This window comes from Oceanobacillus sp. FSL W7-1281, assembly GCF_037969835.1.
Classification (GTDB): domain Bacteria; phylum Bacillota; class Bacilli; order Bacillales; family Amphibacillaceae; genus Oceanobacillus; species Oceanobacillus oncorhynchi.
This window is the reverse complement of record NZ_CP150214.1, coordinates 2,611,473-2,634,401: the sequence shown is the minus strand read 5'-3', so window position 1 is coordinate 2,634,401 and position 22,929 is coordinate 2,611,473. Positions and strand designations below refer to the sequence as shown.

Here is a 22,929-nt window from a genome sequence, read left to right as displayed (position 1 = left end):
GGGTTATCAAACATGGTTTGGTTTCAACTTTTCTTATACTACATGACTTTCATTTGCTAGTCTGACTAGTTTACGCATTTTTATATAGCCTTGTCCATATAATTGTAACAGTTTGTAAGTGGATGAGGGTGATATGTATTGTTGGAACTGTATTTTGAATCGAATAAAGAAGTAACGGCTTTTCGTAATCAGTTGACTCCATATAGAAAGCAGATCAGAGTACATCAACAAACAAATGCCTGGAGCAGCAGATTAAGGCTGGAAGGGGATTTAGCAGAGAAGGAGTTCATCCATGTGATAAGCTCCGTGATGGCAGAGGTTTTTATAGAAGAGCATCTTTCTGACATCATTATTGGTAAGATTACCGATAATTATTATTTTTCAGATCCAGATGAAATCAACCGTATTTATGATTTTTCTATGTGGATTTTATTTGAAACAGATTCAGACAATCAGTATTTACGAGAACATGTGAATACTACAAAGCTTTTGCAGGATATTTTTTTTCGTCATTTAAAAGAACATAAAAGCATTCATTTTAGTGCAATATTGCATTTCCGGCTTGCTTCCTTTTTAGAATTTGTCCACGAATGTGTGGGGAAAGCAATTGAAGAATTTAAACGGGAAGAGGATCATCAGGCATTTATAGATATGCTCCGTCATTATATCGAGAAAAAAGATCCCTGTGTTGATTTGATTTATATCGAACAGGGAGAGAATTTTATTTTTTATAATGATAAAGGAGAAGTGATCTCTAAAGATAAGCTGCGTATGTGGATGTTTCAAGCACCGTTATACGCATTGGGGCTGCATGAAAATGAATTTAATTTAAGCCCGCTGATTGCCATGTCACCAGCAAAAATAAAGGTGTATGGAGATGATCCGGACGATCCGAAAATCATGACAATAACAAATATATTTCAAGAAAGGGTGGAATTTGAAACGGAAGGAACTTCTATCCTGTCTCGCGGGGAATAATCCATTGGACTTGCTTTTCAAACCTGAAAGGAATATAATACGAATAGAGTTTGAAAATAAGCTGCTGAGATGAGGACAAGATTATTTCCTAATTACGTACTCAGAGAGGGAAGTCATTTGGCTGCAAGCTTCCTTTCGTGAAGAAATAATTACCGCCTCGGAGCATTGCTGCTGAAACGATTGGAAGTAGGCAGTAACGTCCTATCTGCGTTAAAGATCAATGAAGCTGAGGATAAGAGGATTAGTTTATCTTCAGGAATTTGGGTGGAACCACGGCATAAAACGCTCGTCCCTTTGCATAGCGCAAAGAGATGGAGCGTTTTTTAATTTGATAAAGGAGTTCGATAAACATGGCTGATTTAACAATTATTTTTCCAGATGGAGCTGAAAAACAATTCCCTGAAGGAACAACAGGAGAAGATATTGCTGCTTCTATTTCTTCAGGTTTAAAAAAGCAGGCACTTGCAGTTAAATTGGATGGAGAGCCTGTAGATTTACGCCGTCCGCTACCAAAAGGCGGAAAAATTGAAATTATTACGTATCGAGACCAAGAAGGCTTGGAAATTGCACGTCACTCTACAGCCCATTTATTAGCGCAAGCTGTAAAACGCTTGTATTCTAACGTGCAATTAGGTGTCGGACCTGTAATTGAAGAAGGCTTCTACTATGATATTGATATGGAGCATACCTTAACTCCGGAGGATCTTCCAAAAATAGAAAAAGAAATGAAGCGGATTGTGGACGAGAACTTAGAAATAACTCGTGTGGAAGTATCACGTAATGAAGCAAAAGCCCGCTTTGCGGAAATTGGTGATGACTTAAAATTAGAACTGCTGGATGCAATCCCTGAAGGTGAAACAGTAACCATATACGAACAGGGGGAGTTCTTTGATTTATGCAGAGGAGTGCATGTTCCTTCTACCAGTAAAATCAAAGCATTTAAATTATTAAGTATTTCTGGCGCTTATTGGCGTGGAGACAGTAATAATAAACAGCTGCAGCGTATTTATGGAACCGAATTTGAGAAAAAATCACAGTTAGAGGAATATCTGCAAATTTTGGAAGAGCGTAAGGAAAGAGATCATCGGAAGCTTGGGAAAGAGCTCGGTATTTTCACCGTGTCGCAAAAAGTAGGGCAGGGCCTGCCATTATGGCTGCCAAAAGGAGCAACTATTCGTCGTAACGTGGAGCGTTATATCGTTGATTTAGAGGAACGTTTAGGTTATGACCATGTGTATACGCCTGTTCTCGGTAATGTAGAGTTGTATAAAACAAGCGGACACTGGGATCATTATCAGGAGGATATGTTCCCGACCATGGAAATGGATAATGAAGAGCTTGTATTGCGTCCAATGAACTGTCCGCATCATATGATGGTTTTCAAAAATCAACTATGGAGCTACCGTAACCTGCCTGTGCGTATTGCAGAGTTAGGAACCATGCATCGCCATGAGATGAGCGGGGCGCTTGCCGGTCTGCAGCGTGTCCGTGCAATGACATTAAATGATGCGCATATTTTTGCCCGTCCCGATCAGTTAAAAGAAGAATTTATCCGCGTAGTAGAACTGGTTCAGCGTGTGTATAAAGATTTTGGAATTGATGACTATTATTTCCGTCTTTCCTATCGTGACCCTGAGGATAAAGAGAAATATGTGGATAATGATGCCATGTGGGATAAAGCGCAGGCAATGCTGAAGGAAACCATGGAAGATATGAATTTGGAATATGTAGAAGCAGAAGGAGAAGCTGCTTTCTATGGTCCGAAGCTGGATGTGCAGGTGAAGACAGCATTAGGAAAAGATGAAACATTATCTACAGTGCAATTAGACTTCCACTTGCCAGAGCGCTTTGACTTAACTTATATCGGAGAGGACGGAAAAGAACATCGTCCCGTTGTTATTCACCGTGGTGTCGTTTCTACGATGGAACGCTTTGTTGCATTTCTTATTGAAGAGTACAAAGGGGCTTTTCCTACTTGGCTTGCCCCCGTACAAGCAAAAATCATTCCGGTATCTTTGCAGGCGCATCTTGATTTCGCTAAAGAGGTGGAGGATAAATTACGCCAGGAAGGTATCCGTGTTGAATTAGACAGCCGTGATGAAAAGCTGGGCTATAAAATACGTGAAGCACAGACACAAAAAGTTCCATTCGCCCTTGTTCTGGGAGATAAGGAAATGGAAGCAAACAGTGTGAACTACCGCCGTTACGGTGAACAAGACACAGAAACACTTCCATTTGATCAATTTGTTGATTTTATCAAGGAAGAAATTAATCAGAAGAAATAAACTATATTCCTAATTTTAACAGAGAAAAGCTATTTTCATATTAGATATGAAAATAGCTTTTTTGTGGAATAAAAAAGTACAAGCAGACATTTCTATGGCAAGAACATCGATGTTTTAAAGACCGAGCGGTATTCTTGGATTTTCTTAAAATGAGGAAGCATTTCAAAGTTAACCGTCTTACTTCTATTTTGGGAAAAACCATTGACACTTCACAATAACCGTGCTATGATTCAATAGTTGTTTAAAACAAAAGGATACAGTCCTTGACAAGTAAACGATAAAATGCTATATTATAAAAGTTAATGATATGATCTAAAGACAAGTAGAAGCACCCGCTTCTCACCTGATTGACATCCATGGAGGATAGTTGACTGGTTCATCACGATTCATGTTTACGAATGAGGAGATGTGTGGGTGCAAGTATGTACCGACACTTTTTTTATGTATTGAAATGACTTGTCCAGATAGATCAGTAACAAAATTTCGGAGGTGGCTGGCTATTAGCAAGGATATGAATGTTAACGAAAAAATTCGTGCAAGAGAAGTTCGTCTCATTGATGCAAATGGGGATCAGCTTGGAGTAAAATCTCGTAATGAAGCACTGGATATTGCCGGGAAACGAAACCTTGATCTAGTATTAGTTGCTCCAAACGCAAAACCACCGGTATGTCGTATTATGGATTTCGGGAAGTATCGTTTTGAGCAGCAGAAGAAAGAGAAGGAAGCTCGTAAAAAGCAAAAGGTAATTAATGTGAAGGAAGTGCGTTTTACTCCTGGAATTGGTGACCATGACTTTGAAACGAAGCTTAAAAATGCACGCAAGTTCTTGGAAAAAGGGGATAAAGTAAAAGCTGCAGTCCGTTTCCGCGGCCGCGCAATCACCCACAAAGAACTCGGAAAAGAAGTACTGGACCGTTTCGCTGAAGAAGTGAAGGATCTCGGAACAGTAGAAACAAAACCGAAAATGGAAGGCCGTAATATGTTTATGATGGTCGCTCCATTAAATGAAAAAAAATAAGCTTTTTATTGCAATGACTGGAGGAAAAAAACATGCCTAAAATGAAAACTCATAAAGGTTCAGCAAAACGTTTCAAAAAAACTGGATCTGGAAAAGTAAAAAGATCTCATGCATACACTAGCCATATGTTTGCACACAAATCTCAGAAGCAAAAACGTAAATTACGTAAGAGCACTTTAGTTTCTTCTGGGGACTATCAACGCATTAAACAAATGCTGCCAAAATAATAAATTTAGATATGTAATTGAATACAGGAGGGATTTCTTATGCCACGTGTTAAAGGTGGAACAGTTACGCGTCGTCGTCGTAAACGCGTCTTAAAATTAGCAAAAGGTTATTACGGTTCGAAAAGAACTCTATTTAAAACAGCAAAACAACAGGTTATCAAATCAGGTCAATATGCTTATCGTGACCGCAGACAGAAAAAACGTGATTTCCGTAAACTTTGGATTTCTCGTATTAATGCCGCTGCTCGTTTAAACGATATGAGCTATAGCAAACTAATGCACGGTTTGAAGCTTGCTGGTATCGATATTAATCGTAAAATGCTATCTGATTTAGCTATTAATGATGAACAAGCATTTTCTCAATTAGTATCTCAAGCAAAAGAAGCTTTAAAATAACATGAAGAATGAGAGGTCGCATCCAAATTGGATAGCGATCTTTTTTTATCTTTCGAATCAAAGCGCTCAGCGTTGCAGGAAACAGAGACTTTCTTTATGATGAAAAGGTATCTTTCATAAAAACAGGAGGAAGAAATGGAAAACATATCATCATGGCTTCTTTATATACTGATTGCGAACATGATTGGGTTTTATTTGATGTTTAAAGATAAACAAAAGGCAAAGCAGCGAGCATATCGAATTCCTGAACGGACCTTTTGGCTGCTGGCTATTTTAGGAGGAAGTGCCGGTGTATATATTGGCATGCAGACTTTCCGGCATAAAACAAAGCATAAGAGCTTTACTATCGGGATTCCGGTATTAATCGTGATTAATATAATCAGCTTTATTAGCCTGACTGTCTATTTGTAGAGGGAGTGCTTCATTTTAATAGAGAATTTTTTAGATAGAAAAACCAGTGTAATTCTTTTATCATACACAGCTCGTCTTGAAACATATATATAAATAGAAATGAAACCAGCTTCCTCAGAGGAGGGTTAGCCATGGAATACGTTGGGAATTATTTGCTGGTGATTGTTGAGATGGGAGGCGTGCTTTCTCCGCTGCTGTTTATTATTCTTCATCTCATTCGACCGATGTTATTCTTACCAGTTGTCTTTATTTGTATTTCTGGCGGTATCTTATTTGGTCCAATTGCAGGAAGTGTTTATTCTATTATCGGGATAACAATGGCGAGTTTGCTTTTTTATATCATGGCAGGCTGGATGCCGAAATCTATCGATAAGCTCATTATTTTGAAGCAGCGGTTACTTGGCAAGCATACAGAAATGACGACAGCTCAGATTACGCTGTTACGTCTTGTTCCATTTATCCACTTTCACTTATTATCTTTATGCTTGATCGAAACGAATCAAACCTTTAAAGGATATATTAAATCTTCCTTTATCACAAACATTCCTCTGGCAATTGTCTACACAAGCATCGGTGGCTGGATTTCTCAGCTTTCTCCAGTATATATTGCTGCATTTATCATCGCCTTACTCCCATCCTTGTACCTATTAAGGAGAAAAGAGATTATTATTAAATGGCAGGAGTTTTTTGCTACGCCAACGTCGGGAACGGAGTATCGGCATCATGGATTATCAAAACCTCTTACACCGAGTAAAACAACCAGCTCTTGAGCATAAGAGCTGGTTGTTTTAAAATAAAAGTAAGAAGAAAGGCGTTAAAAGAGGTGATGTATGATATGGAACTCCCGTCGTGCTGGAATTGTGAGCATGAATTTAAACTTCGTGAGCTTGTCTGGAGCTGGAGAATGCGCTGTCCAAGCTGTAAAAAGAAGCAATTTTTAACAAAAGAAAGCCGGTTTAATACATTTCTTTTCAGTCCGATTCTAATGATTGTTATTTTCATCATGAATGTATGGAACATTTCTTGGTTGATTATCATTCCAGTAAGCTTTTGTTTATTTATTATTTTTATGTTAATTATCCCTTACTTTTACCGTTTTACCGACAAAGAAGCTCCTTTTGTATAGAAAAATAACCAGTCCTGTCCGGGCTGGTTAGTCTTTTGTAATCTCTGTTATAATCAGCTCATTAATCGGATGCTTCCACGTAATGGAAGCATGCGGGTAATGAATTAGTATTTCCTGCTCCAGAAAATACAAATCCTCTCTCGTCAATCCGCGAAGCTCTAATGGATTTTTAACGGTAACATGAATATCCACGACTTCAAAAGCATCCTCGGTGGTCCCTAAGTATTTTTCACCGATAAAAAGGCAGCCTTTATAAGTTAATTGGAAATTTTTCTTATTGTTATTTTGTTCATCTAATAAATAAAAACCCTGATTTTCCTGAGAAAGACGCAGTTTCCGCTCAGGATTTTTTAAGTATTGAATCCATGTATAAATTAATAGTGCGATTGCAATCACTAATAATATTCGAAAGATAATGATGGCCATAATTATCTACTCCTTAGAACGTCCTGTTACCCCTTCATACGGATGAGATTCAAAAAAGTTTCAGAGAAATATTATTTTATTAAAAAAATGTTGAAATTTAATCTTTCCTGCCTTCTCTGATTGTCATATTGGAAACTCCTCCGGTTTTAAGCCCTCACATTATTTTATTGACTTAAACTAATCAGGTTAGTTATAATGTTAATAATATTAGTTGAGGTGATAAAATGATAATTAAACGGTATCATAATTTATATCAAATTACTTTTTTGCCACATCTTTTTCCAATTAACTGCTTTGTTGTAGAGCAGGAAGCAGATTTAATCTGTATCGATATGGGCGTGAGTAAGTTTACTGATATGGTAAAAGAAATTGTTCATCAGACTGGGAAACCGTTGAATAAATTAATTTTGACACATGCGCACGGAGATCATGTAAACGGGATACCCTATTTTAAAAAAGTCTTTCCTGAAGTACTGGTGGGAATTTCAAAAAGAGACAGTTATTTATTAAAAAAAGATTTTCACTTGCAGGAAGACGAACCGGATAAACCTGTAAAGGGAGGATTTCCTAAAAACATTATCCCGATTGATTTTACTTTTGAAAGCGGAGAATTCATTGATTCTTTGGAAGTAATTTCGAGTCCGGGGCACACTCCGGGAGCGGTGTCTTTTTTTGAACCGCAGCATCGAATGCTTATTGCCGGAGATGCATTTCAAACAAGGGGAGGCCTTGCTGTTTCCGGGGTCTTAAAGTGGCAGTTTCCTTTTCCTAAAATAGCAACTTGGGACAGAAAAACGGCTGTAGAGAGTGCAAAAAAATTACTGGATTTAAGTCCTGAATTACTTGCAGTAGGACATGGTAATATGCTCGTCAAGCCAGAGGAGCAGATGAAAAAAGCAATTAAAGTTGCAGAAGGCGGACGAAAAAAATGAGAAAAAAGATAGATCAAGAAAAAATTATTGATGCAACGCTAAAAATTGTGAAGGAGAAGGGGACATCCGGTGTAACCATTAAAAATACAGCTATGGAGTTAGGTATTAAATCGCCATCTCTATATAATCATGTGGAAAATTTAGAAGACTTACTGGATTTAGCAGCTCATAAGAGTATGCAGAATTTGTATGAGAAGCTGCTCACAGCCAGTATTGGACTGGAAAAGAAAGAAGCGTTATGGGCGATTGCAAAGGAGTATCGAAATTTTGCAAAAAACAACCCCGGCCAATATGAATTAGCACAAAAAGTAAATACATGGAATAGCGAGGAAACCAAACAAATATCTGAGCAAATTGTAGCCATTTTCTTAAAAATACTGCAAAAATATACGTTGTCCGAAGAGGAAGCGATTCATTTTATTCGGGTATTACGAAGCTATCTGCATGGATTCACGCTGTTAGAGGTAAATGGAGGATTTGGGCTTCCCCAGGAGCTGGAAAAAAGCTTTACAATCGGATTGGAGATGATTTTGACAAATTTGGAAAGCCGTTCAAATCAAGATGGGCAATGAGAATAAAAAGATTTTCTAAAAGGTCTGTGATAAAATGGAAGAGAACATGGAAGAGGAGGCGTTACGTTGGATTGGAATCAGCTATTTAATATGCAGAAGCAATTAGATACATATATTGAAAATAATCATGATTTGTCAGATGTAAATTTATTTCGTGAAAAGCATCTTGCCTTGCTGGTAGAGCTTGGGGAGCTTGCAAATGAGACAAGATGCTTTAAATTTTGGAGCACCAAACCAAGAAATAGCGGGCAGGTTATTTTAGAAGAATACGTAGATGTTCTGCATTTTTTAATGTCCATTGGTATAGAAAAGGATTTTATTTATCAACCAGCGGATAAAACAAAACTGGAAGAGGCCATTACCGAATCAGAATGTTTTTATCACGTATATGAGAAGGCGATTACCTACCGGGAAAACCCGAGAAATGAGAATTATCAGCAGCTGTTCAGCTGGACTCTGCGGTTAGGGAACCAGCTTGGGTTTACGGATGAGGATATCCAGCAGGCCTATTGGGATAAAAATAAAATTAATTATGAGCGTCAGGATCAAGGTTATTAAATCTTTTCCATACGTTGGGAAAGAGTAAGCTTATAACAAATGATTTTAAGCGGCGAGTCTTTGTGTTGTATTCGTCGTTGATGAATGTAAAACAAAGGAAATTTAAGCTTTATTTACACCAGGCAAGCCAATTTTTCTTTAAAGGAGAGATTTTGAATATGGCAAAATTAGACAACACCTTAACAATGCTTAAAGATTTAACGGACGCAAAGGGAATACCAGGAAATGAAAAAGAAGTGCGTGACGTATTTGAAAGCTATATCAAGCCCTTTGCAGATGAGCTGAAAACAGATAATTTAGGCAGTTCCGTCGCTGTAAAAACAGGTGATGAAAATGGACCGAAAATTATGGTTGCAGGGCATTTGGACGAAATTGGCCTGATGGTTACACGCATTGATGAAAATGGCTTTTTATATTTCCAGACAGCTGGCGGCTGGTGGAATCAGGTTATGCTGGCGCAGCGCGTAACGATTATGGGCTCAGACGGAGATGTAACAGGGGTCATTGGTTCTAAGCCTCCGCATGTACTTAGTCCTGAGGCAAGAAAGAAACCATATGAAATAAAAGATATGTTTATCGATATTGGAGCAACAAGTAAAGAAGAAGCAGAATCGTTCGGTGTAAAACCTGGAGATTCGGTTGTTCCATATTTTGAATTTACCCAATTAAAAAATGAAAAATTATTGATGGCGAAAGCTTGGGACAACCGTATCGGTTTAGCAATCGCAATTGATGTATTAAAGGCGTTAAAAGATGAAGCACATCCTAATATCGTCTATGGTGTCGGCACGATTCAAGAAGAAGTCGGCCTGCGCGGGGCAAAAACATCTGCCCATCTGATTCAGCCCGATATCGGTTTCGGTGTCGATGTCGGTATTGCAGGGGACACTCCGGGGATCGCGAAACAAGAAGCGGACAGCAAGCTTGGCGAAGGCCCGCAGATTGTGTTATATGATGCTTCTATGATTTCTCATAAAGGACTGCGCGATTTGGTTGTCGATACAGCAGAGGAGAATAATATTCCTTACCAATTTACCTCGATGGCTGGCGGCGGTACAGATTCAGGCTCCATTCATTTAACGGGCAATGGCGTTCCATCTCTGTCTGTTACAGTAGCAACCCGCTATATCCATTCTCATGCAGGGATTCTTCATCGTGATGACTATGAAAATGCTGTAAAGTTATTGACAGCTGTCATAAAGAAATTAGACCGTGAAACCGTAGATGCTCTAATCAAAGCTTAATAATAATGAAAAAATCGTGTCTTTAATCTATTTACAAGGCACGATTTTTTCATAAATGAGGATGTTCTCCAATGCCTGTTATTGACAGATAGAAAAAGCTGTGGTAAATTATATTTAATTAAAAAATATGTAATTAAATATAAAAGGAGTTTTTCCAATGAATCCAATCCGTGGAATGCACCACGTTACAGCAATTACAAGCAGCGCAGAAAAAAACTATGAGTTTTTCACTTATGTACTCGGTATGCGATTAGTAAAGAAAACAGTCAATCAGGACGATATCCAAACGTATCATTTATTCTTTGCGGACGATGAAGGTAATGCGGGGACAGACATGACATTTTTTGATTTTCCGGGTATTCCTAAAGGTTCCCATGGAACAAATGAAATTTATAAAACATCTTTACGTGTTCCAAGTGACGCGGCGCTGGAATACTGGGTGAAACGCTTTGACCGCCTGGGAATCGCGCATACAGGAATTAAACAGCAATTTGATGTAAAAACATTATCCTTCGCTGATTTTGATGATCAACAGTATCAGCTCGTTTCAGATGAGAGTAATAATGGAAGAGCATCTGGTACGCCATGGAAAAATGGCCCAATACCATTAGAATTTGGAATTACTGGCCTTGGCCCTGTTGTGGTACGTGTGGCAGATTTCAACTTTTTCAAGCAGGTGCTGGAAAAAGTATTTATGTACAAGGAGATTGCAGACGAGGGAGCATTCCATCTATTTGAAGTGGACGAAGGAGGAAACGGCGCCCGTATCATCGTAGAGCATAATGAAGAATTGCCGCCTGCAAGACAGGGCTATGGTACTGTTCATCACGCCGCATTATGTGTGGACGAACGGGAAGATTTAGATACATGGCAGCAAAGAATAGAGCAATTTGGTTTTAATACTTCGGGATTTGTGGAACGCTTTTATTTTGGTTCACTATATACGCCAGTTGCGCCGCAGGTATTATTCGAAATAGCCACAGCCGGTCCTGGATTTATGGAGGATGAGCCGTATGAAACAGTGGGAGAGAAATTAGCCTTGCCGCCATTTCTTGAGCCGCAGCGTGAACAGATTGAAAGTCAGGTAAGGGAAATTGATACGGTCCGCAGTACAAAAACCATTGAAAAAGAATATGAATAAAATAAAAAGATTCGTTTATCTCTCCATTGATAAACGAATCTTTTTTAGTACAATTTAAGAAATATATCTTAAATTAACGCTAAGTCTATTTTTAAGAACGGTATGTACCCATTACTTTAGACACATAAGCTGTTGTTTCTTTAAAGGGCGGAATACCCTGATGTTTATCTACATTACCCGGTCCGGCGTTATAAGCAGCCAAAGCTAATTCTGTATTTCCGTTATACCGGTTAAGCATTTGACTTAAGTATTTTGTGCCGCCTTCAATATTTTGGCGGGGGTCATACGAATTTGTAACACCTAAACCAGCAGCGGTTCCGGGCATTAATTGCATTAAACCTTGAGCGCCGGCATGACTTCGGGCATTAGGATTAAAATTAGATTCCTGCTGAATAACAGCATTGATTAATCGTTCACTTACATTGTACTTGTTTGCCATTTCCTGAACGATACCTTGATAATTTGATGCCTTCCCACTGACAGGCTGACTCGCAGCTGGCTGTGCAGAAGAAGCCATTTGTGTCATAGGAGAAGAAACAACTTCAGGATTTTGAATATTCGATCCAAAATCCTGTGCTGTTCGTTCCTCTGCCTCCCGGATTCGTTCTAAAAGCAGCTGCTGAAAAGACTTTCCGCCGAAGCCTGTATTTTCTTCCACATTTCCTGCAGCTGGAGCAGAACCTAGCATGCCTAAAGGGTTTGTCAGTTGATTCGTATTGATTTCCATTCGCATTCACCGTCCGTATTTTACTGAAAAAAAGATTCTTTATCCTGCGTAATCACGATATAAAATGAATAATTATTACTAAAAATTTTTAGTTTCACGCACATTAACTAATCCTATTTTATCTGTTTTACAGCTTTTAAGCAATATTATATAGAGATTATTTTCATGTTTGTTTCTCGCAATAAGTTTTCATAGAATGGATCATTACCAATACATACAACAGCATCACAGATACTTTGAATTTCATCCATATCATGTGAAGTATACATAATCATTTTATGGTCAATCTTTGCTTTTTGCTTCAGATAACCCGCAATCTCTTTTTTGGATCGCAAATCAATTCCCACCGTCGGCTCATCCAGCAGCAGTAATTCCGGGTTATGAATCAGGCTGATTGCCATATTTAATTTCCGTTTCATTCCGCCGGATAACGTATGGACTGGTTCATTCCATTTGAATAATTCCATATCCTCACAAAGCTTCTTTAATTCGTCTTTTGAACGGTGAACCCAAGAAAGCTTTTCGAAGAACATCATGTTTTCTTTCACTGTCATGTCCTCCCATAAAGCAATATCCTGAGGGACAAATCCAACTATTCTGCGAAGCTGTTTTCGATTTTTTCCGTATGTCCATTCACCTAAACGTATACTGCCTGAATTTGCTTTTGAAATCGTTGCTAAAATACGGAGCAGAGAGGACTTTCCTGCGCCATTTTCTCCAACCAAACCAATGATTTCCCCGGATTCTGCCTGGAAGGATACATTTTCAAGCACCTTCTTTCTTCCGAATGATTTAGATACTTTTTCAATTTCTAGCTGCATTGCCAAAAACTCCTTTCACATACCAGACGATGAGACAAATTGGTGCTATAAATGTCCAGCCGCTCCATACTTCTTCATAAACAATCTGTCTTAACGGGTTTGCATATGCAACCCAAGGATAACTTTCATATATCCCGTCCATCGGTAATATAATTCCGCTGATAATCATCGTTACTAAAATGACCAAAACAGCAGTTATATAATAGGGGAGCAGCTTTTTAAAAGCTGATCCTGTCAAAAAGACAAGCATACAAACCGTTACACGAAAACTGACTAGATAAGCTAATTGCGATACACTAAAGCCTTCGTCATATAAAACATGGAAAAAGCCCCATGTCAGCATATCTAATACAAATAACCCCATACTGTAAAGAAGGAGATTGGACAGCAAATAGGTTGGAAAAGAAAAACGATTAAATATGAAACGGGTGCGGGTTGTTGCATTTTTTTCTTTTATCAGCCAATCAAATAAAAAGAAGGTAGATAAAAGCGAAAAAACGGACCATAAGCTCCATGGGTTTTGGAATAAAGAAAACCCTTCATCGGTTTCAGCATCTTCTCCAAGCAAAGTGAAATTGGTGAAAATCAGATTCTCACTTTCTTCAATAGAATAAATTTCATTCATTATTTCATCAAAAGAGGGGATGGACGAACTGTTTAAAGCCTCCCCTAAATCCATAACGGTATATGCTGTTTTGACTTTCCCACTATCCTCTTGAACAAATGAAGCAATCATTTCTATAACCGGTGTATAACCCATAGATAAATCTGTCTGGTAACTTGTAATCAGCCGGTTACGCTGACCAGCCTGAATAGCATCTTCATATCCTTCTTCAATAATAAATGCACTATCCAGCTCATGCGTCGCTACCATTTGTCTTGCCTCTGTTTCATTCTCTATGTCTACCACACGAATGAGATCGGAGGAATCGAGCTTTTCTCTTAACTGCATTGCCATCTCTGTTTCTTCTTCCAGTATTACCCCCACTGGAATCGAGCTTTGGTTTTGAATAAGCTCTGTACCAGATAGAAGCAGCCAGGTGAAAAGGATAGGTGAGATTGCCCAAAATAATATAGATACAAGCTGCTTTTTCATATGCAGCCAACGTGTCGTCAGAATATCCATCATATACTTCTACGCTCCTTCCAGCTTAAAAGTCCCAACAGTATAAATAACAAAACACCAATTAGCAGAAGGCTGGAAGTATATTCGGCATAATGTCTCCCGTTAAGTACAATTTCCTGAAGCCAGTAAAGACTGTTATAAGCATAAGAGTAGGGAAGATAATCCTGAACTCCTAATGGAAAGTATAGCGTCGGAATCAGTGCGCCGCTAAATATTATCAAAATGGATGTAAATAATATCTGTGTGAGCAGTCTTAATTTTAAAGAAGAAATAAGCACTTCAAAAATGGCCAAACAGATAATAAATCCAACTTGATACAAAATAATAAGTATGAAAGAGCGAACAATATTTTCTTGATTCAGCTCTATATTTAAAAAAGAAAGTAATGCCCAAAAGGACAGATAGGCTAGAATAAGAGACAATACAAGCGTAACGGTTATCTTAGCGAGCATTTGTCTAAGCTGTGTAGCCCCATACAAACGAATACGCTGGCTGATTAAAGGCGGATTTTCTTTTGTGAAAAAGTAATATAATGAAAAGAGCCAAAGGCTGCTGATGATAAACCAGCCTCCCAAGCTAAAATAAGCAATGGGGGAGGAGCTAGCCTGATTAGACAGCGTTCGTTCTCTTATGACCTGGTCTCTGCCAACGGTATACATTAGGAACTCTTGAAATTGATCAAAAACAAAGTCATTCCTTTCCTCATCGTCCATATCAAATTGTTTTGCATAATAATTGATTGCCAGAATATTAGCTTGCGAGGAACGAATGTGACGGACAACGCTCTGCAGCGTTTCATTCATCATGTAGCTTTCCAGCAGCTGTTTTTTATTGCCGACGATGGGAACTTCCACAGAGTATCCTTGATATAAATCCTGAATAAAGCCTTCCGGAAAAGCGATATATGTACTTAAATTGTTTAATTCAATCTGTTCAATAGCTTCTTCCTCGGATAATTGATTGACTTCTAAAAAATCAATAAAGCCTGAGGACTGTTCTAATAATTGCACCATCATTTCTGTTTCTGTTGAATTATCTAAATCAACTAAACCTAATTGGATGGCTTCATTTTCATCCTGGGAAAAAAAACTGACAACAATCACCATCATAAGCCCCGCCAACGCAAGCGGAAATATGAAAAGAAGAGGAAGTGAATACCACTTCCTCTTAAGCTGCCGTATATGATTTTTGATAAAAAGCCCAGTTTGCTTTAGAAAAATCATGATCATGCACACTCTTTTCTTTCTAATTCAGTCTTTCAAATGCTGGCTTAGAGGCCAAACTGCATTAACCATTGCTCAAGCTGACTGCTGAAGTCACCTTCGAAGTATTGCTGCAGTTCTTCGGCAGACATGGCGCCGAGGTCAACGACATTTGATGTATCAACACCTTCTACCGCATCGATAACTGCACCTTCAGAATTAATGTCCATGGAAACATTTTCAACATATCCAGGGAAATCTAATGCAATATTATTGTTTGAGCTCATTTGGTCGCCATCGTAGGTAGAGTCACCAGTCCAGCCAAGATTTATTGTTTCATTTTCTACTGTGAATTGCAGTTGACGGTCAAAATCACGAGCAGACCCATCTAACGATTCATCGCCAGTATACGTACCAGCGAATTCAACCGGCATGTAGCCATCGTCAAATGAAAAGCTAAAGTTAGCATTATCTGTTACAGAGTCTCCAGTTCCTTGGAAATCTCCATCGAACGCCATCGTTACATCTTCAGATCCATCGCCCATTGTTAATGTATGGTCAAAATAAATCTGATCATCATTAAATAATTGACCGCCGGATAAATTGAAAGTAACAGGATCTTCGTTTTCAGGTGCTAGACTGATAGAGAAGTCGCGTTGGACAACTTTATCATCAGATACCCAAAGTGTAGATTGGACGCCATCAGGGAATTGGAAGTTTTCTACTGCTTCAATGCCTTGATCCATGGCGCTGTCAAATTCTCCTAATACTTCATCAATCTGCTGTTGGAAGACTTCAGGGTCTTCTAATGGAGTGCTTCCAGCTCTTTCAAGCTGATTGCTTAAAATTTCCTGAAACTGTTCGTCACCTTTCATTTTTTCTAAAACAGAAGTGATTAGAGATTTAAATTGATCTTCAGAAAGATTCATCGTGATTTTCTCAGCGCTGATTGAATCACCATTTACTTCTACGTCTTCATTTTCACTTTCAAATGCATCGTCTGGAAGCTCATCATAAATGAACATGACATATTCATCCTGAAGGTATTCTTTCTCTTCATCTGTTAATAGCTGACCATCATTTTCAAACATCAGCTCTTCAATTCCTAGTTGCTCATTGCCTGTGAATGTGTAAGGATCTATTTCAGCCAATACACTGCCGATATCCTCATCAGAAATCTTAAGTACTTCTTCCAGGAAAGGAAGTTCTGCATACACATCAGAGCCTTCTACATAACCTGCCAGCCCATCGAAGTTCATGCCAGCAACATTTACGGATAATTCCGTAGAAGCCTGATTGTTTTCCATATCTGTCTCTGAATGGAATGCAAGCTCAGCGTTTGAAAGCATCGCTGCAATTTGCGGGTCTATATAGCCTTGATTTTCAAGTCCTTCCAGGTTTAAACCGAGGCTCACGTTTTGGGAAACAGGATTTTCCATGGATTGTTCATACCAATTATATTCATCCTCATATCGTGTTTCCATAAAATCTTGCAGTTGTTCAATTGAATTTTTCTCAGCTTGGAAATAGGTTGCTTTAGGTGTAGATCCGGTCAGGAAGAATGCTGCTGCTCCTCCACCTGCAAGAACGACTACTGCAATAATAATAGCAATAATTCCTTTTGAAATTCCTTTTTTCTTTGGTTGTTCCTCATTATTTTCTACCAAAGTTCATGCTCCTTTCTTGAAACTATATTTGCGCAATTTGCACAATTTAGAATGGTCAATAAAAGCTCAGCGTATGTAGTTTTGCCAGGCTGCTGTATCTTTTTCATACTATAAATTATATTCATCAGCTGAGAATTAGAATCAAAAATTTATACGATGAAAAATGACCCTAACCTGTTATAACATTAAAGAAATAAGTAGTCAATCGGTTTCAAGCCTTGGTTCTTAAGACTAAATATCGACTGAGCTTGATTTCCTATTCCCTAAATAGGATAAAAATAAACAGGCTGGAAGCAGTTTTTGTCAAAACATGCTGTCTTTTATTCTACTATTTTCTACGGAACGAAACAGGAAAAGGTTTCAAAGTTTGCTAAATTTGTCGAATTATATGTTTTAAAAATCAAGTGGTGTTCTTGTTTTTTCTCGAAAAAACAAAAAAGTATATAAAAAATGCTGAATATATCCGCTCCAATGGGTTTCATTGAGGGAGTAATCTTCAATGTTGTCAGGTTCATGCGACCGCTGCGACGGGTTATGGTGGGGTGAGTAATCGCAACCCCAGAAAAACACTACGCTTTCCATAGGCCCCGAGCTCATCTCCTTTAAAGAAGACTTGCTGATTGGCAAGCCGACAGGTGCAGACAGAAGCAAAGTCGCACTTATGCCCTGTGGGTAGAAAAAAAGAAGTACGCTTTTTTTCTGCGGGGTCTTCCCACTGGGACTGCGATTACTCGTCCCACCGAAAACCATTGCGATTACTCGCCCCATCAAAACCGTCACTAGAATTTGCGTTATTTCCTTGTAAAATAGCAAATAAAACATAATTCCACTTAGATGGGAGCGGATGTTGTCGACTCCTGCGTGAAAAGCAACAGGTCGACCTGAGCAGGAAGCGGTTTTCTTACCGTGCGGCTGAACGTTGCCCGCGGAAATCGACTTCCCACAGCGGACATCTCTTTGGCAAGAACACCGATATTTTAAAGACCAAGCGGTATTATTGGTTTTTCTTAATGGATTAAAATTTTTGAAACATCCTAAAAAGCATGCCGGCTTCTCATTTGGGGAGCGGCATACTTTTTAGGGTGACATAATAAAGATATAACTGATGTCAATTAGGATAAATCGCTTTGAATTCCATCTTCTAGAGAGGATATCATTTCCTGTTTTTTGCTTTCATCAGAATGATTCCAAATCAGTTCAAAAAGAACTCCGAGACCAGGCAGCATTTTTTCTTCTCCATTGTTAATGGCATCCACAATGGTTGCTTCTAATTGTTCTTGATTATTATTTGATATATTGGCGTAAATTGCTTTACGGATATTTAAATCCATTCCTGTTCACTCCTTTATCTGTGTTATTAAAAGTAGTTTGACCATAAGTTGTGAATTTATGTATGATGTAGTTAGAATTTAAAATTGGATAGGATGAATAAAGTGATTACATCTGTGAAAAATGAGAAAATAAAGTCTTTAAAAAAGCTGCATCAAAGAAAATACAGAAAGCAAATGAATGCATTCTTGGTTGAAGGAGAGCATTTAATTGAAGAAGCGCTGGCGAGCGATTGGGAAGTAAAAGAACTTATTGTTTCCGAAGAAGCTTCTGTTTTGGAGTCGGCGCATCATCTTCCTGTTATCGGGGTCACCAAACAGGTGTTTAAAGAACTTTCTTTTACTGCTTCCCCTCAAGGGATGATGGCTGTCGTTGAAATAAAGAAAGAAGAAGCAGTGAACGGAGAGGTAGTTGTTTTATTGGATGCAGTCCAAGACCCGGGGAATGCAGGGACAATCATACGTACTGCGGACGCTGCGGGTGCAGATGGAATTATCCTTGGCAGCGGCTGTGTCGATTTGTATAATGATAAAGTGATTCGTGCCACACAAGGGTCCATTTTCCATTTACCAATTATACATGCTGATCTGGAGGAGAAGCTGTTGCGGCTGAAAGAAGCTGATTACCGTGTTTGGGCTACAGCATTAGAAAAAGCGGAGAATTACAAAGATCTCTCAATCCCGCAAAAAACAGCGCTTATTTTTGGAAATGAAGGAGCCGGCGTAAAGGAATCCTTGTTGGAAAAAGCGGATGAACGGGTAACCATTCCCATCCTCGGAAAGGCAGAATCATTAAATGTCAGCATCGCAGCCGGCGTGTTGCTATATTATTTAAAGAATTAACCTTGCAATGCAGCGATAATTTTTCTATAATAACTGTAATACATCATAAAGTAAATGATACGTTCTTTTGTTATGAAAAGAACAAACAACTAAACGCAACGAAAGAGCAAGTAACTGCCTGTATAAATGATTTAGGGAGGAGATGCCTTGACTGGAAGCATTTCTATCATGTCGGCAATTACGTTTCACTCTGGAGCGGACACTTGGACCATATCAAAATGTAAAGGTGATTCGGACGCCATCCGTTATGAGGCAAGAGTTGGATTGGATAGGTTTATCCAGTCAACAAGGGTGGTACCGCGACCATATAGCTTCGTCCCTTTTTTGGGAGACGGGGCTTTTTTTATGTTTAAAAAAGTCCATCAAACACAGGAAATGATTAAAAGGAGGTATTTCGTACGATGAAAGAAGAATTGCAGGCGATAGAGCAGGAAGCTCTCGCAGCTATTGAAAAGGCAGAAAACAGCCAGGCTTTACAGGAAATGAAAGTGAAATACTTAGGAAAAAAAGGTTCCCTGACAACCGTTCTTCGCGGCATGGGAAAGTTATCGAAGGAAGAACGTCCGGTTATCGGCGAGCTTGCTAATAATGTTCGGGAATCCATTACAGAGGCATTGGATGCTAAAACAGAAAAATTAGAAAGAGAAGCCTTGAATAAGCAGCTGGAAACAGAAACCATCGATGTAACCCTGCCTGGAAACCCGGTTCACGTCGGCGGCAGACATTTATTAACGAGTATTATGGAAGAGATTGAGGATTTGTTTATCGGCATGGGCTATGAGGTAAAGGAAGGACCCGAGGTAGAAACAGATTACTACAATTTTGAAAAATTAAATTTACCGAAAAACCATCCGGCACGAGATATGCAGGACACCTTCTTTATTACCAATGAATTGCTTTTGCGTACACAGACCTCACCTGTGCAGGCACGTACGATGGAAGCATATCAAGGAAAGCGCCCAATCAAGATGATTTGTCCGGGCAAGGTGTATCGCCGGGATACGGATGATGCGACGCACTCTCATCAATTCAGACAAATCGAAGGGTTAGTAGTAGATAAAAATATTACCCTGAGTGATTTAAAAGGTACATTAGATGTGTTTGCGAAAAAAATGTTCGGGAAAGACCGCGAAATCCGCTTGCGTCCATCTTTCTTCCCGTTTACAGAGCCATCTGTTGAAATGGATGTATCCTGTAAGGTTTGTAATGGAAAAGGGTGCTCGGTTTGTAAGCATACCGGCTGGATTGAAATCCTGGGCGGCGGAATGGTCCATCCGCGTGTATTGGAAATGAGCGGTTATGATTCCACTGTTTACAGCGGGTTTGCATTCGGAATGGGACAAGAGCGCATTGCGATGCTGAAATACGGTGTGAACGATATTCGTCATTTTTACACCAATGATGTCCGTTTCTTATCACAATATCATCAAGCGTAAGAGAAGAAGGAGGAGAGTACATGCTTGTTTCTTATAATTGGTTACGAAACTATGTCAATTTAGATCATGTAACACCAGAAGAATTAGCGGAAAAAATAACACGATCCGGGATTGAAGTAGAGGGAGTGGAATATCTAGCCCCTGCTGTCGAAAATATTGTTGTGGGATATGTGAAATCCTGTGAGAAGCATCCGGATGCAGATAAATTAAATCTATGCCAGGTGGACGTCGGGGAAGAATCCCTGCAAATCGTCTGCGGCGCGCCCAATGTCGGGGCTGGTCAGAAGGTGGCTGTTGCGAAACCAGGCGCAAAGCTTCCAAATGGCATGAAAATCAAAAAAGTAAAGCTGCGCGGAGTGGAATCGAATGGGATGATTTGTTCCCTGCAGGAGCTCGGATTGGATGAAAAATACATTCCTTCCGACGTCGCAGAAGGGATTTTTGTTTTTCCGGAAGATGCAGAGGTTGGTACACCTGTACAGGAGCTGTTAAATCTAGACGATGCGGTGTTAGATTTAGATGTACTGGCGAACCGTCCGGATGCATTAAGCATGCTTGGTGTAGCGTATGATGTAGCAGCTGTTTTAGATCAGCCAATCCATTTACCAGATGAAAGCCTGAATGCAGATGAATCTATCCAGGCTGAGGATTATATTGATGTGAAAATTGATTCCATTGAAAATAACCCATATTACGGAGCATTTGTTATAAGAGATGTCGAAATTAAGCCGGCGCCATTATGGATGCGGAATTATTTAATGGCATCGGGTATCCGTCCGATCAACAATGTTGTAGATATTACCAACTTTGTATTATTAGAGTATGGACAGCCGTTACACGCGTTTGACTATGACCGGTTTGGCTCCAAAGAGGTCGTTATCCGACAAGGAAAAGAAAACGAGACAATGGTTACCTTAGATGATCAGGAACGTCAATTAAATGAGAAGAATCTTGTTATAACGAATGGCAAAGAACCGGTTGCTTTAGCCGGAGTCATGGGAGGCGCTGATTCTGAGGTGACGGATGAAACCACGAATATCCTGCTGGAGGCTGCTTATTTTGATGCTGCTTCTGTTCGCCATACGGTTAAGCAAACAGGCCTGCGCAGTGAATCCAGCACGCGTTTTGAAAAAGGGGTTGACCCAAATCGTGTGAAACGCGCCGGTGTCCGGGCATGCAGTCTGCTTCAAAAATATGCTGGCGGAAAAGTAGCAGCTGGTGTTGTAGAAGTAGATGAATTGGATAAATCGGAGAAGTCTGTGACCATTACAACTTCGAAAGTGAACCAGCGATTAGGAATGGAGTTAGATGAAAAAGACGTGACCTCTGTCCTTGCACGGCTGCAATTTGAATTCAGCAAAAATGGAGAAGAAATTGTTGTTCAAGTTCCAACGCGCCGTCTGGATATATCTATTTTTGAAGATATTTTAGAAGAAGTTATTCGTATTTATGGTTATGATCATCTGCCATATACGATTCCGCAAGGATGGGTACAGGCAGGAGGATTAACAGATGTCCAATTGCTGCAGCGGGAAATCAAAAATTACTTATCCAGCGCCGGATTGATGGAAACATTAACCTACTCCTTAACAAATAAACAGGATGCATCGCGATTCCTGACACCTGATATGGAGGAAGGGACTGCTAATACAGTCGGTTTAGCAATGCCGATGAGTGAGGAGCACAGCCATCTCCGCTTAAGTCTTATTCCAGAGATGCTTCGCGTACTCCAGCATAATGTAGCGAGAACACAAACAGATTTAGCGTATTATGAAATTGGAAAAGTATTCATTTCTGAAGAAGAGCAGATAACAAAACAGCCGATTGAGAATTTGCATGTTGCCGGCGCGTTGACTGGTTTATGGCATAATCACCCATGGCAGCAAGAGAAGAAGCCGGTTGATTTTTATGTAGCAAAAGGAATCGTGGAAGGCTTATTTGCCCATTTAGAATTAGATGTTACCTTTGCGCAGACTAAAATGGAAGATATGCATCCGGGACGTTGCGCTGAAATAAAGTTAAATGGCAAAGGTATCGGCTATGTCGGCCAAGTTCATCCGCTTGTTGCCAAAGATTTTGATGTAAAGGAAACCTATGTTTTTGAAATAAATCTGGAGTCTGTATTTTCTGTACATCAAGCAACACCTTCCTTTACGGATATTCCGCGTTATCCATCTGTAACAAGAGATATCGCCTTTATCCTGGATAATGATGTTCCTGCTGGAGAGGTTCAGGCAGTGATTAAGGAAACAGGGGCTCCGTTAGTAAAAGAAGTCTCTATATTTGATGTATATCAGGGAGAGCATATGGAAGAAGGCAAAAAATCTGTAGCCTATCGTCTTCTGTATCAGGACCCAAGCCGTACGTTGAAAGATGATGAAGTGGAGACATCTTATCAAGCGGTTGTTGAAAAAGTAAATAATCAATTTGGATCGTATGTCCGTTCCTGATCAAGATATAAAAAG

The 22,929-nt window shown here is 39.4% G+C and carries 24 protein-coding genes and 1 other annotated feature; of the genes, 17 read left to right on the top strand and 7 right to left on the bottom strand.

Features of this window, described 5'->3' with window-relative positions:
• The first annotated feature begins 138 nt into the window (after window positions 1-138).
• The 8 genes from ytxC to MKX55_RS13070 all read left to right on the top strand — a co-directional run bounded on the left by ytxC (window position 139) and on the right by MKX55_RS13070 (window position 6,441).
• Entirely contained in the window at window positions 139-978 is an 840-nt protein-coding gene (gene ytxC, locus MKX55_RS13105) for a sporulation protein YtxC (RefSeq protein WP_339233155.1), read from the top strand.
• 350 nt (window positions 979-1,328) lie between these two features.
• Entirely contained in the window at window positions 1,329-3,263 is a 1,935-nt protein-coding gene (gene thrS / locus MKX55_RS13100; RefSeq protein ID WP_339233154.1) for a threonine--tRNA ligase, read from the top strand.
• 314 nt (window positions 3,264-3,577) lie between these two features.
• Window positions 3,578-3,709 (top strand) — a sequence feature (ribosomal protein L20 leader region).
• 65 nt (window positions 3,710-3,774) lie between these two features.
• Window positions 3,775-4,281, top strand: a complete 507-nt coding sequence (gene infC, locus MKX55_RS13095; RefSeq protein ID WP_339185248.1) for a translation initiation factor IF-3 — start codon at window positions 3,775-3,777, stop codon at window positions 4,279-4,281.
• Between the two features lie 32 nt (window positions 4,282-4,313).
• Complete coding sequence (gene rpmI / locus MKX55_RS13090) at window positions 4,314-4,508, top strand: 50S ribosomal protein L35 (RefSeq protein WP_042534497.1); 195 nt, start codon at window positions 4,314-4,316, stop codon at window positions 4,506-4,508.
• Window positions 4,509-4,547: 39 nt separating this feature from the next.
• The gene (gene rplT / locus MKX55_RS13085; RefSeq protein WP_042534495.1) at window positions 4,548-4,904 is read left to right on the top strand and encodes a 50S ribosomal protein L20; all 357 of its coding nucleotides are present in this window, start codon (window positions 4,548-4,550) and stop codon (window positions 4,902-4,904) included.
• A 135-nt stretch (window positions 4,905-5,039) separates the two neighbouring features.
• The gene (locus MKX55_RS13080; RefSeq protein ID WP_339233153.1) at window positions 5,040-5,315 is read left to right on the top strand and encodes a DUF1294 domain-containing protein; all 276 of its coding nucleotides are present in this window, start codon (window positions 5,040-5,042) and stop codon (window positions 5,313-5,315) included.
• Between the two features lie 131 nt (window positions 5,316-5,446).
• Window positions 5,447-6,085 carry a VTT domain-containing protein gene (locus MKX55_RS13075; RefSeq protein WP_339233152.1) on the top strand — a complete coding sequence of 213 codons (639 nt, stop codon included), beginning with the start codon at window positions 5,447-5,449 and terminating at the stop codon, window positions 6,083-6,085.
• A 56-nt stretch (window positions 6,086-6,141) separates the two neighbouring features.
• Window positions 6,142-6,441: a TIGR04104 family putative zinc finger protein gene (locus MKX55_RS13070; RefSeq protein ID WP_339238527.1), complete on the top strand. Its 300-nt coding sequence runs from the start codon at window positions 6,142-6,144 to the stop codon at window positions 6,439-6,441.
• Window positions 6,442-6,468: 27 nt separating this feature from the next.
• Here MKX55_RS13070 and MKX55_RS13065 read toward each other — a convergent pair whose 3' ends face one another.
• Entirely contained in the window at window positions 6,469-6,867 is a 399-nt protein-coding gene (locus MKX55_RS13065) for a sigma-w pathway protein ysdB (protein WP_339177592.1), read from the bottom strand.
• A 224-nt stretch (window positions 6,868-7,091) separates the two neighbouring features.
• Between MKX55_RS13065 and MKX55_RS13060 the strand changes: the two genes are divergently transcribed.
• From MKX55_RS13060 to MKX55_RS13040, 5 genes are all read left to right on the top strand, one after another.
• Window positions 7,092-7,799 (top strand): MBL fold metallo-hydrolase, encoded by a 708-nt coding sequence (locus MKX55_RS13060; RefSeq protein WP_339233151.1) that lies wholly within the window; start codon window positions 7,092-7,094, stop codon window positions 7,797-7,799.
• Window positions 7,796-8,371, top strand: coding sequence for a WHG domain-containing protein (locus MKX55_RS13055; protein ID WP_339233150.1), 576 nt, complete (start codon window positions 7,796-7,798; stop codon window positions 8,369-8,371). Before MKX55_RS13060 ends, MKX55_RS13055 begins: the two co-directional genes overlap by 4 nt.
• Window positions 8,372-8,437: 66 nt before the next feature.
• Window positions 8,438-8,929, top strand: a complete 492-nt coding sequence (locus tag MKX55_RS13050; RefSeq protein WP_339233148.1) for a dUTP diphosphatase — start codon at window positions 8,438-8,440, stop codon at window positions 8,927-8,929.
• A gap of 158 nt (window positions 8,930-9,087) precedes the next feature.
• Complete coding sequence (locus MKX55_RS13045) at window positions 9,088-10,173, top strand: M42 family metallopeptidase (protein ID WP_339233146.1); 1,086 nt, start codon at window positions 9,088-9,090, stop codon at window positions 10,171-10,173.
• Between the two features lie 157 nt (window positions 10,174-10,330).
• Complete coding sequence (locus MKX55_RS13040) at window positions 10,331-11,314, top strand: ring-cleaving dioxygenase (RefSeq protein ID WP_339177582.1); 984 nt, start codon at window positions 10,331-10,333, stop codon at window positions 11,312-11,314.
• 91 nt (window positions 11,315-11,405) lie between these two features.
• Here MKX55_RS13040 and MKX55_RS13035 read toward each other — a convergent pair whose 3' ends face one another.
• The 6 genes from MKX55_RS13035 to sspI all read right to left on the bottom strand — a co-directional run bounded on the left by MKX55_RS13035 (window position 11,406) and on the right by sspI (window position 18,188).
• Window positions 11,406-12,041: a lytic transglycosylase domain-containing protein gene (locus tag MKX55_RS13035; protein WP_339177579.1), complete on the bottom strand. Its 636-nt coding sequence runs from the start codon at window positions 12,039-12,041 to the stop codon at window positions 11,406-11,408.
• A gap of 146 nt (window positions 12,042-12,187) precedes the next feature.
• Complete coding sequence (locus MKX55_RS13030; RefSeq protein WP_339177576.1) at window positions 12,188-12,862, bottom strand: ABC transporter ATP-binding protein; 675 nt, start codon at window positions 12,860-12,862, stop codon at window positions 12,188-12,190.
• Window positions 12,846-13,991 carry an ABC transporter permease gene (locus MKX55_RS13025; RefSeq protein WP_339233144.1) on the bottom strand — a complete coding sequence of 382 codons (1,146 nt, stop codon included), beginning with the start codon at window positions 13,989-13,991 and terminating at the stop codon, window positions 12,846-12,848. The genes MKX55_RS13030 and MKX55_RS13025 overlap by 17 nt, the downstream gene beginning before the upstream one ends.
• Window positions 13,988-15,211, bottom strand: coding sequence for an ABC transporter permease (locus MKX55_RS13020; RefSeq protein WP_339233143.1), 1,224 nt, complete (start codon window positions 15,209-15,211; stop codon window positions 13,988-13,990). The genes MKX55_RS13025 and MKX55_RS13020 overlap by 4 nt, the downstream gene beginning before the upstream one ends.
• A gap of 47 nt (window positions 15,212-15,258) precedes the next feature.
• On the bottom strand, window positions 15,259-16,857 hold the full coding sequence (locus MKX55_RS13015; RefSeq protein WP_339233142.1) for a DUF6583 family protein: 1,599 nt from the start codon (window positions 16,855-16,857) through the stop codon (window positions 15,259-15,261).
• A 1,112-nt stretch (window positions 16,858-17,969) separates the two neighbouring features.
• Window positions 17,970-18,188, bottom strand: a complete 219-nt coding sequence (gene sspI / locus MKX55_RS13010; RefSeq protein ID WP_042534468.1) for a small acid-soluble spore protein SspI — start codon at window positions 18,186-18,188, stop codon at window positions 17,970-17,972.
• A gap of 102 nt (window positions 18,189-18,290) precedes the next feature.
• Here sspI and MKX55_RS13005 point away from each other — a divergent pair, with 102 nt between their 5' ends.
• From MKX55_RS13005 to pheT, 4 genes are all read left to right on the top strand, one after another.
• Window positions 18,291-19,028, top strand: a complete 738-nt coding sequence (locus MKX55_RS13005) for an RNA methyltransferase (RefSeq protein WP_339233141.1) — start codon at window positions 18,291-18,293, stop codon at window positions 19,026-19,028.
• A 147-nt stretch (window positions 19,029-19,175) separates the two neighbouring features.
• Window positions 19,176-19,433 (top strand): hypothetical protein, encoded by a 258-nt coding sequence (locus MKX55_RS13000; RefSeq protein WP_339233140.1) that lies wholly within the window; start codon window positions 19,176-19,178, stop codon window positions 19,431-19,433.
• Window positions 19,430-20,464 (top strand): phenylalanine--tRNA ligase subunit alpha, encoded by a 1,035-nt coding sequence (pheS, locus tag MKX55_RS12995; RefSeq protein ID WP_339233139.1) that lies wholly within the window; start codon window positions 19,430-19,432, stop codon window positions 20,462-20,464. The genes MKX55_RS13000 and pheS overlap by 4 nt, the downstream gene beginning before the upstream one ends.
• A 20-nt stretch (window positions 20,465-20,484) precedes the next feature.
• Window positions 20,485-22,914 carry a phenylalanine--tRNA ligase subunit beta gene (pheT, locus tag MKX55_RS12990; protein ID WP_339233138.1) on the top strand — a complete coding sequence of 810 codons (2,430 nt, stop codon included), beginning with the start codon at window positions 20,485-20,487 and terminating at the stop codon, window positions 22,912-22,914.
• The last annotated feature ends 15 nt before the right edge of the window (window positions 22,915-22,929 follow it).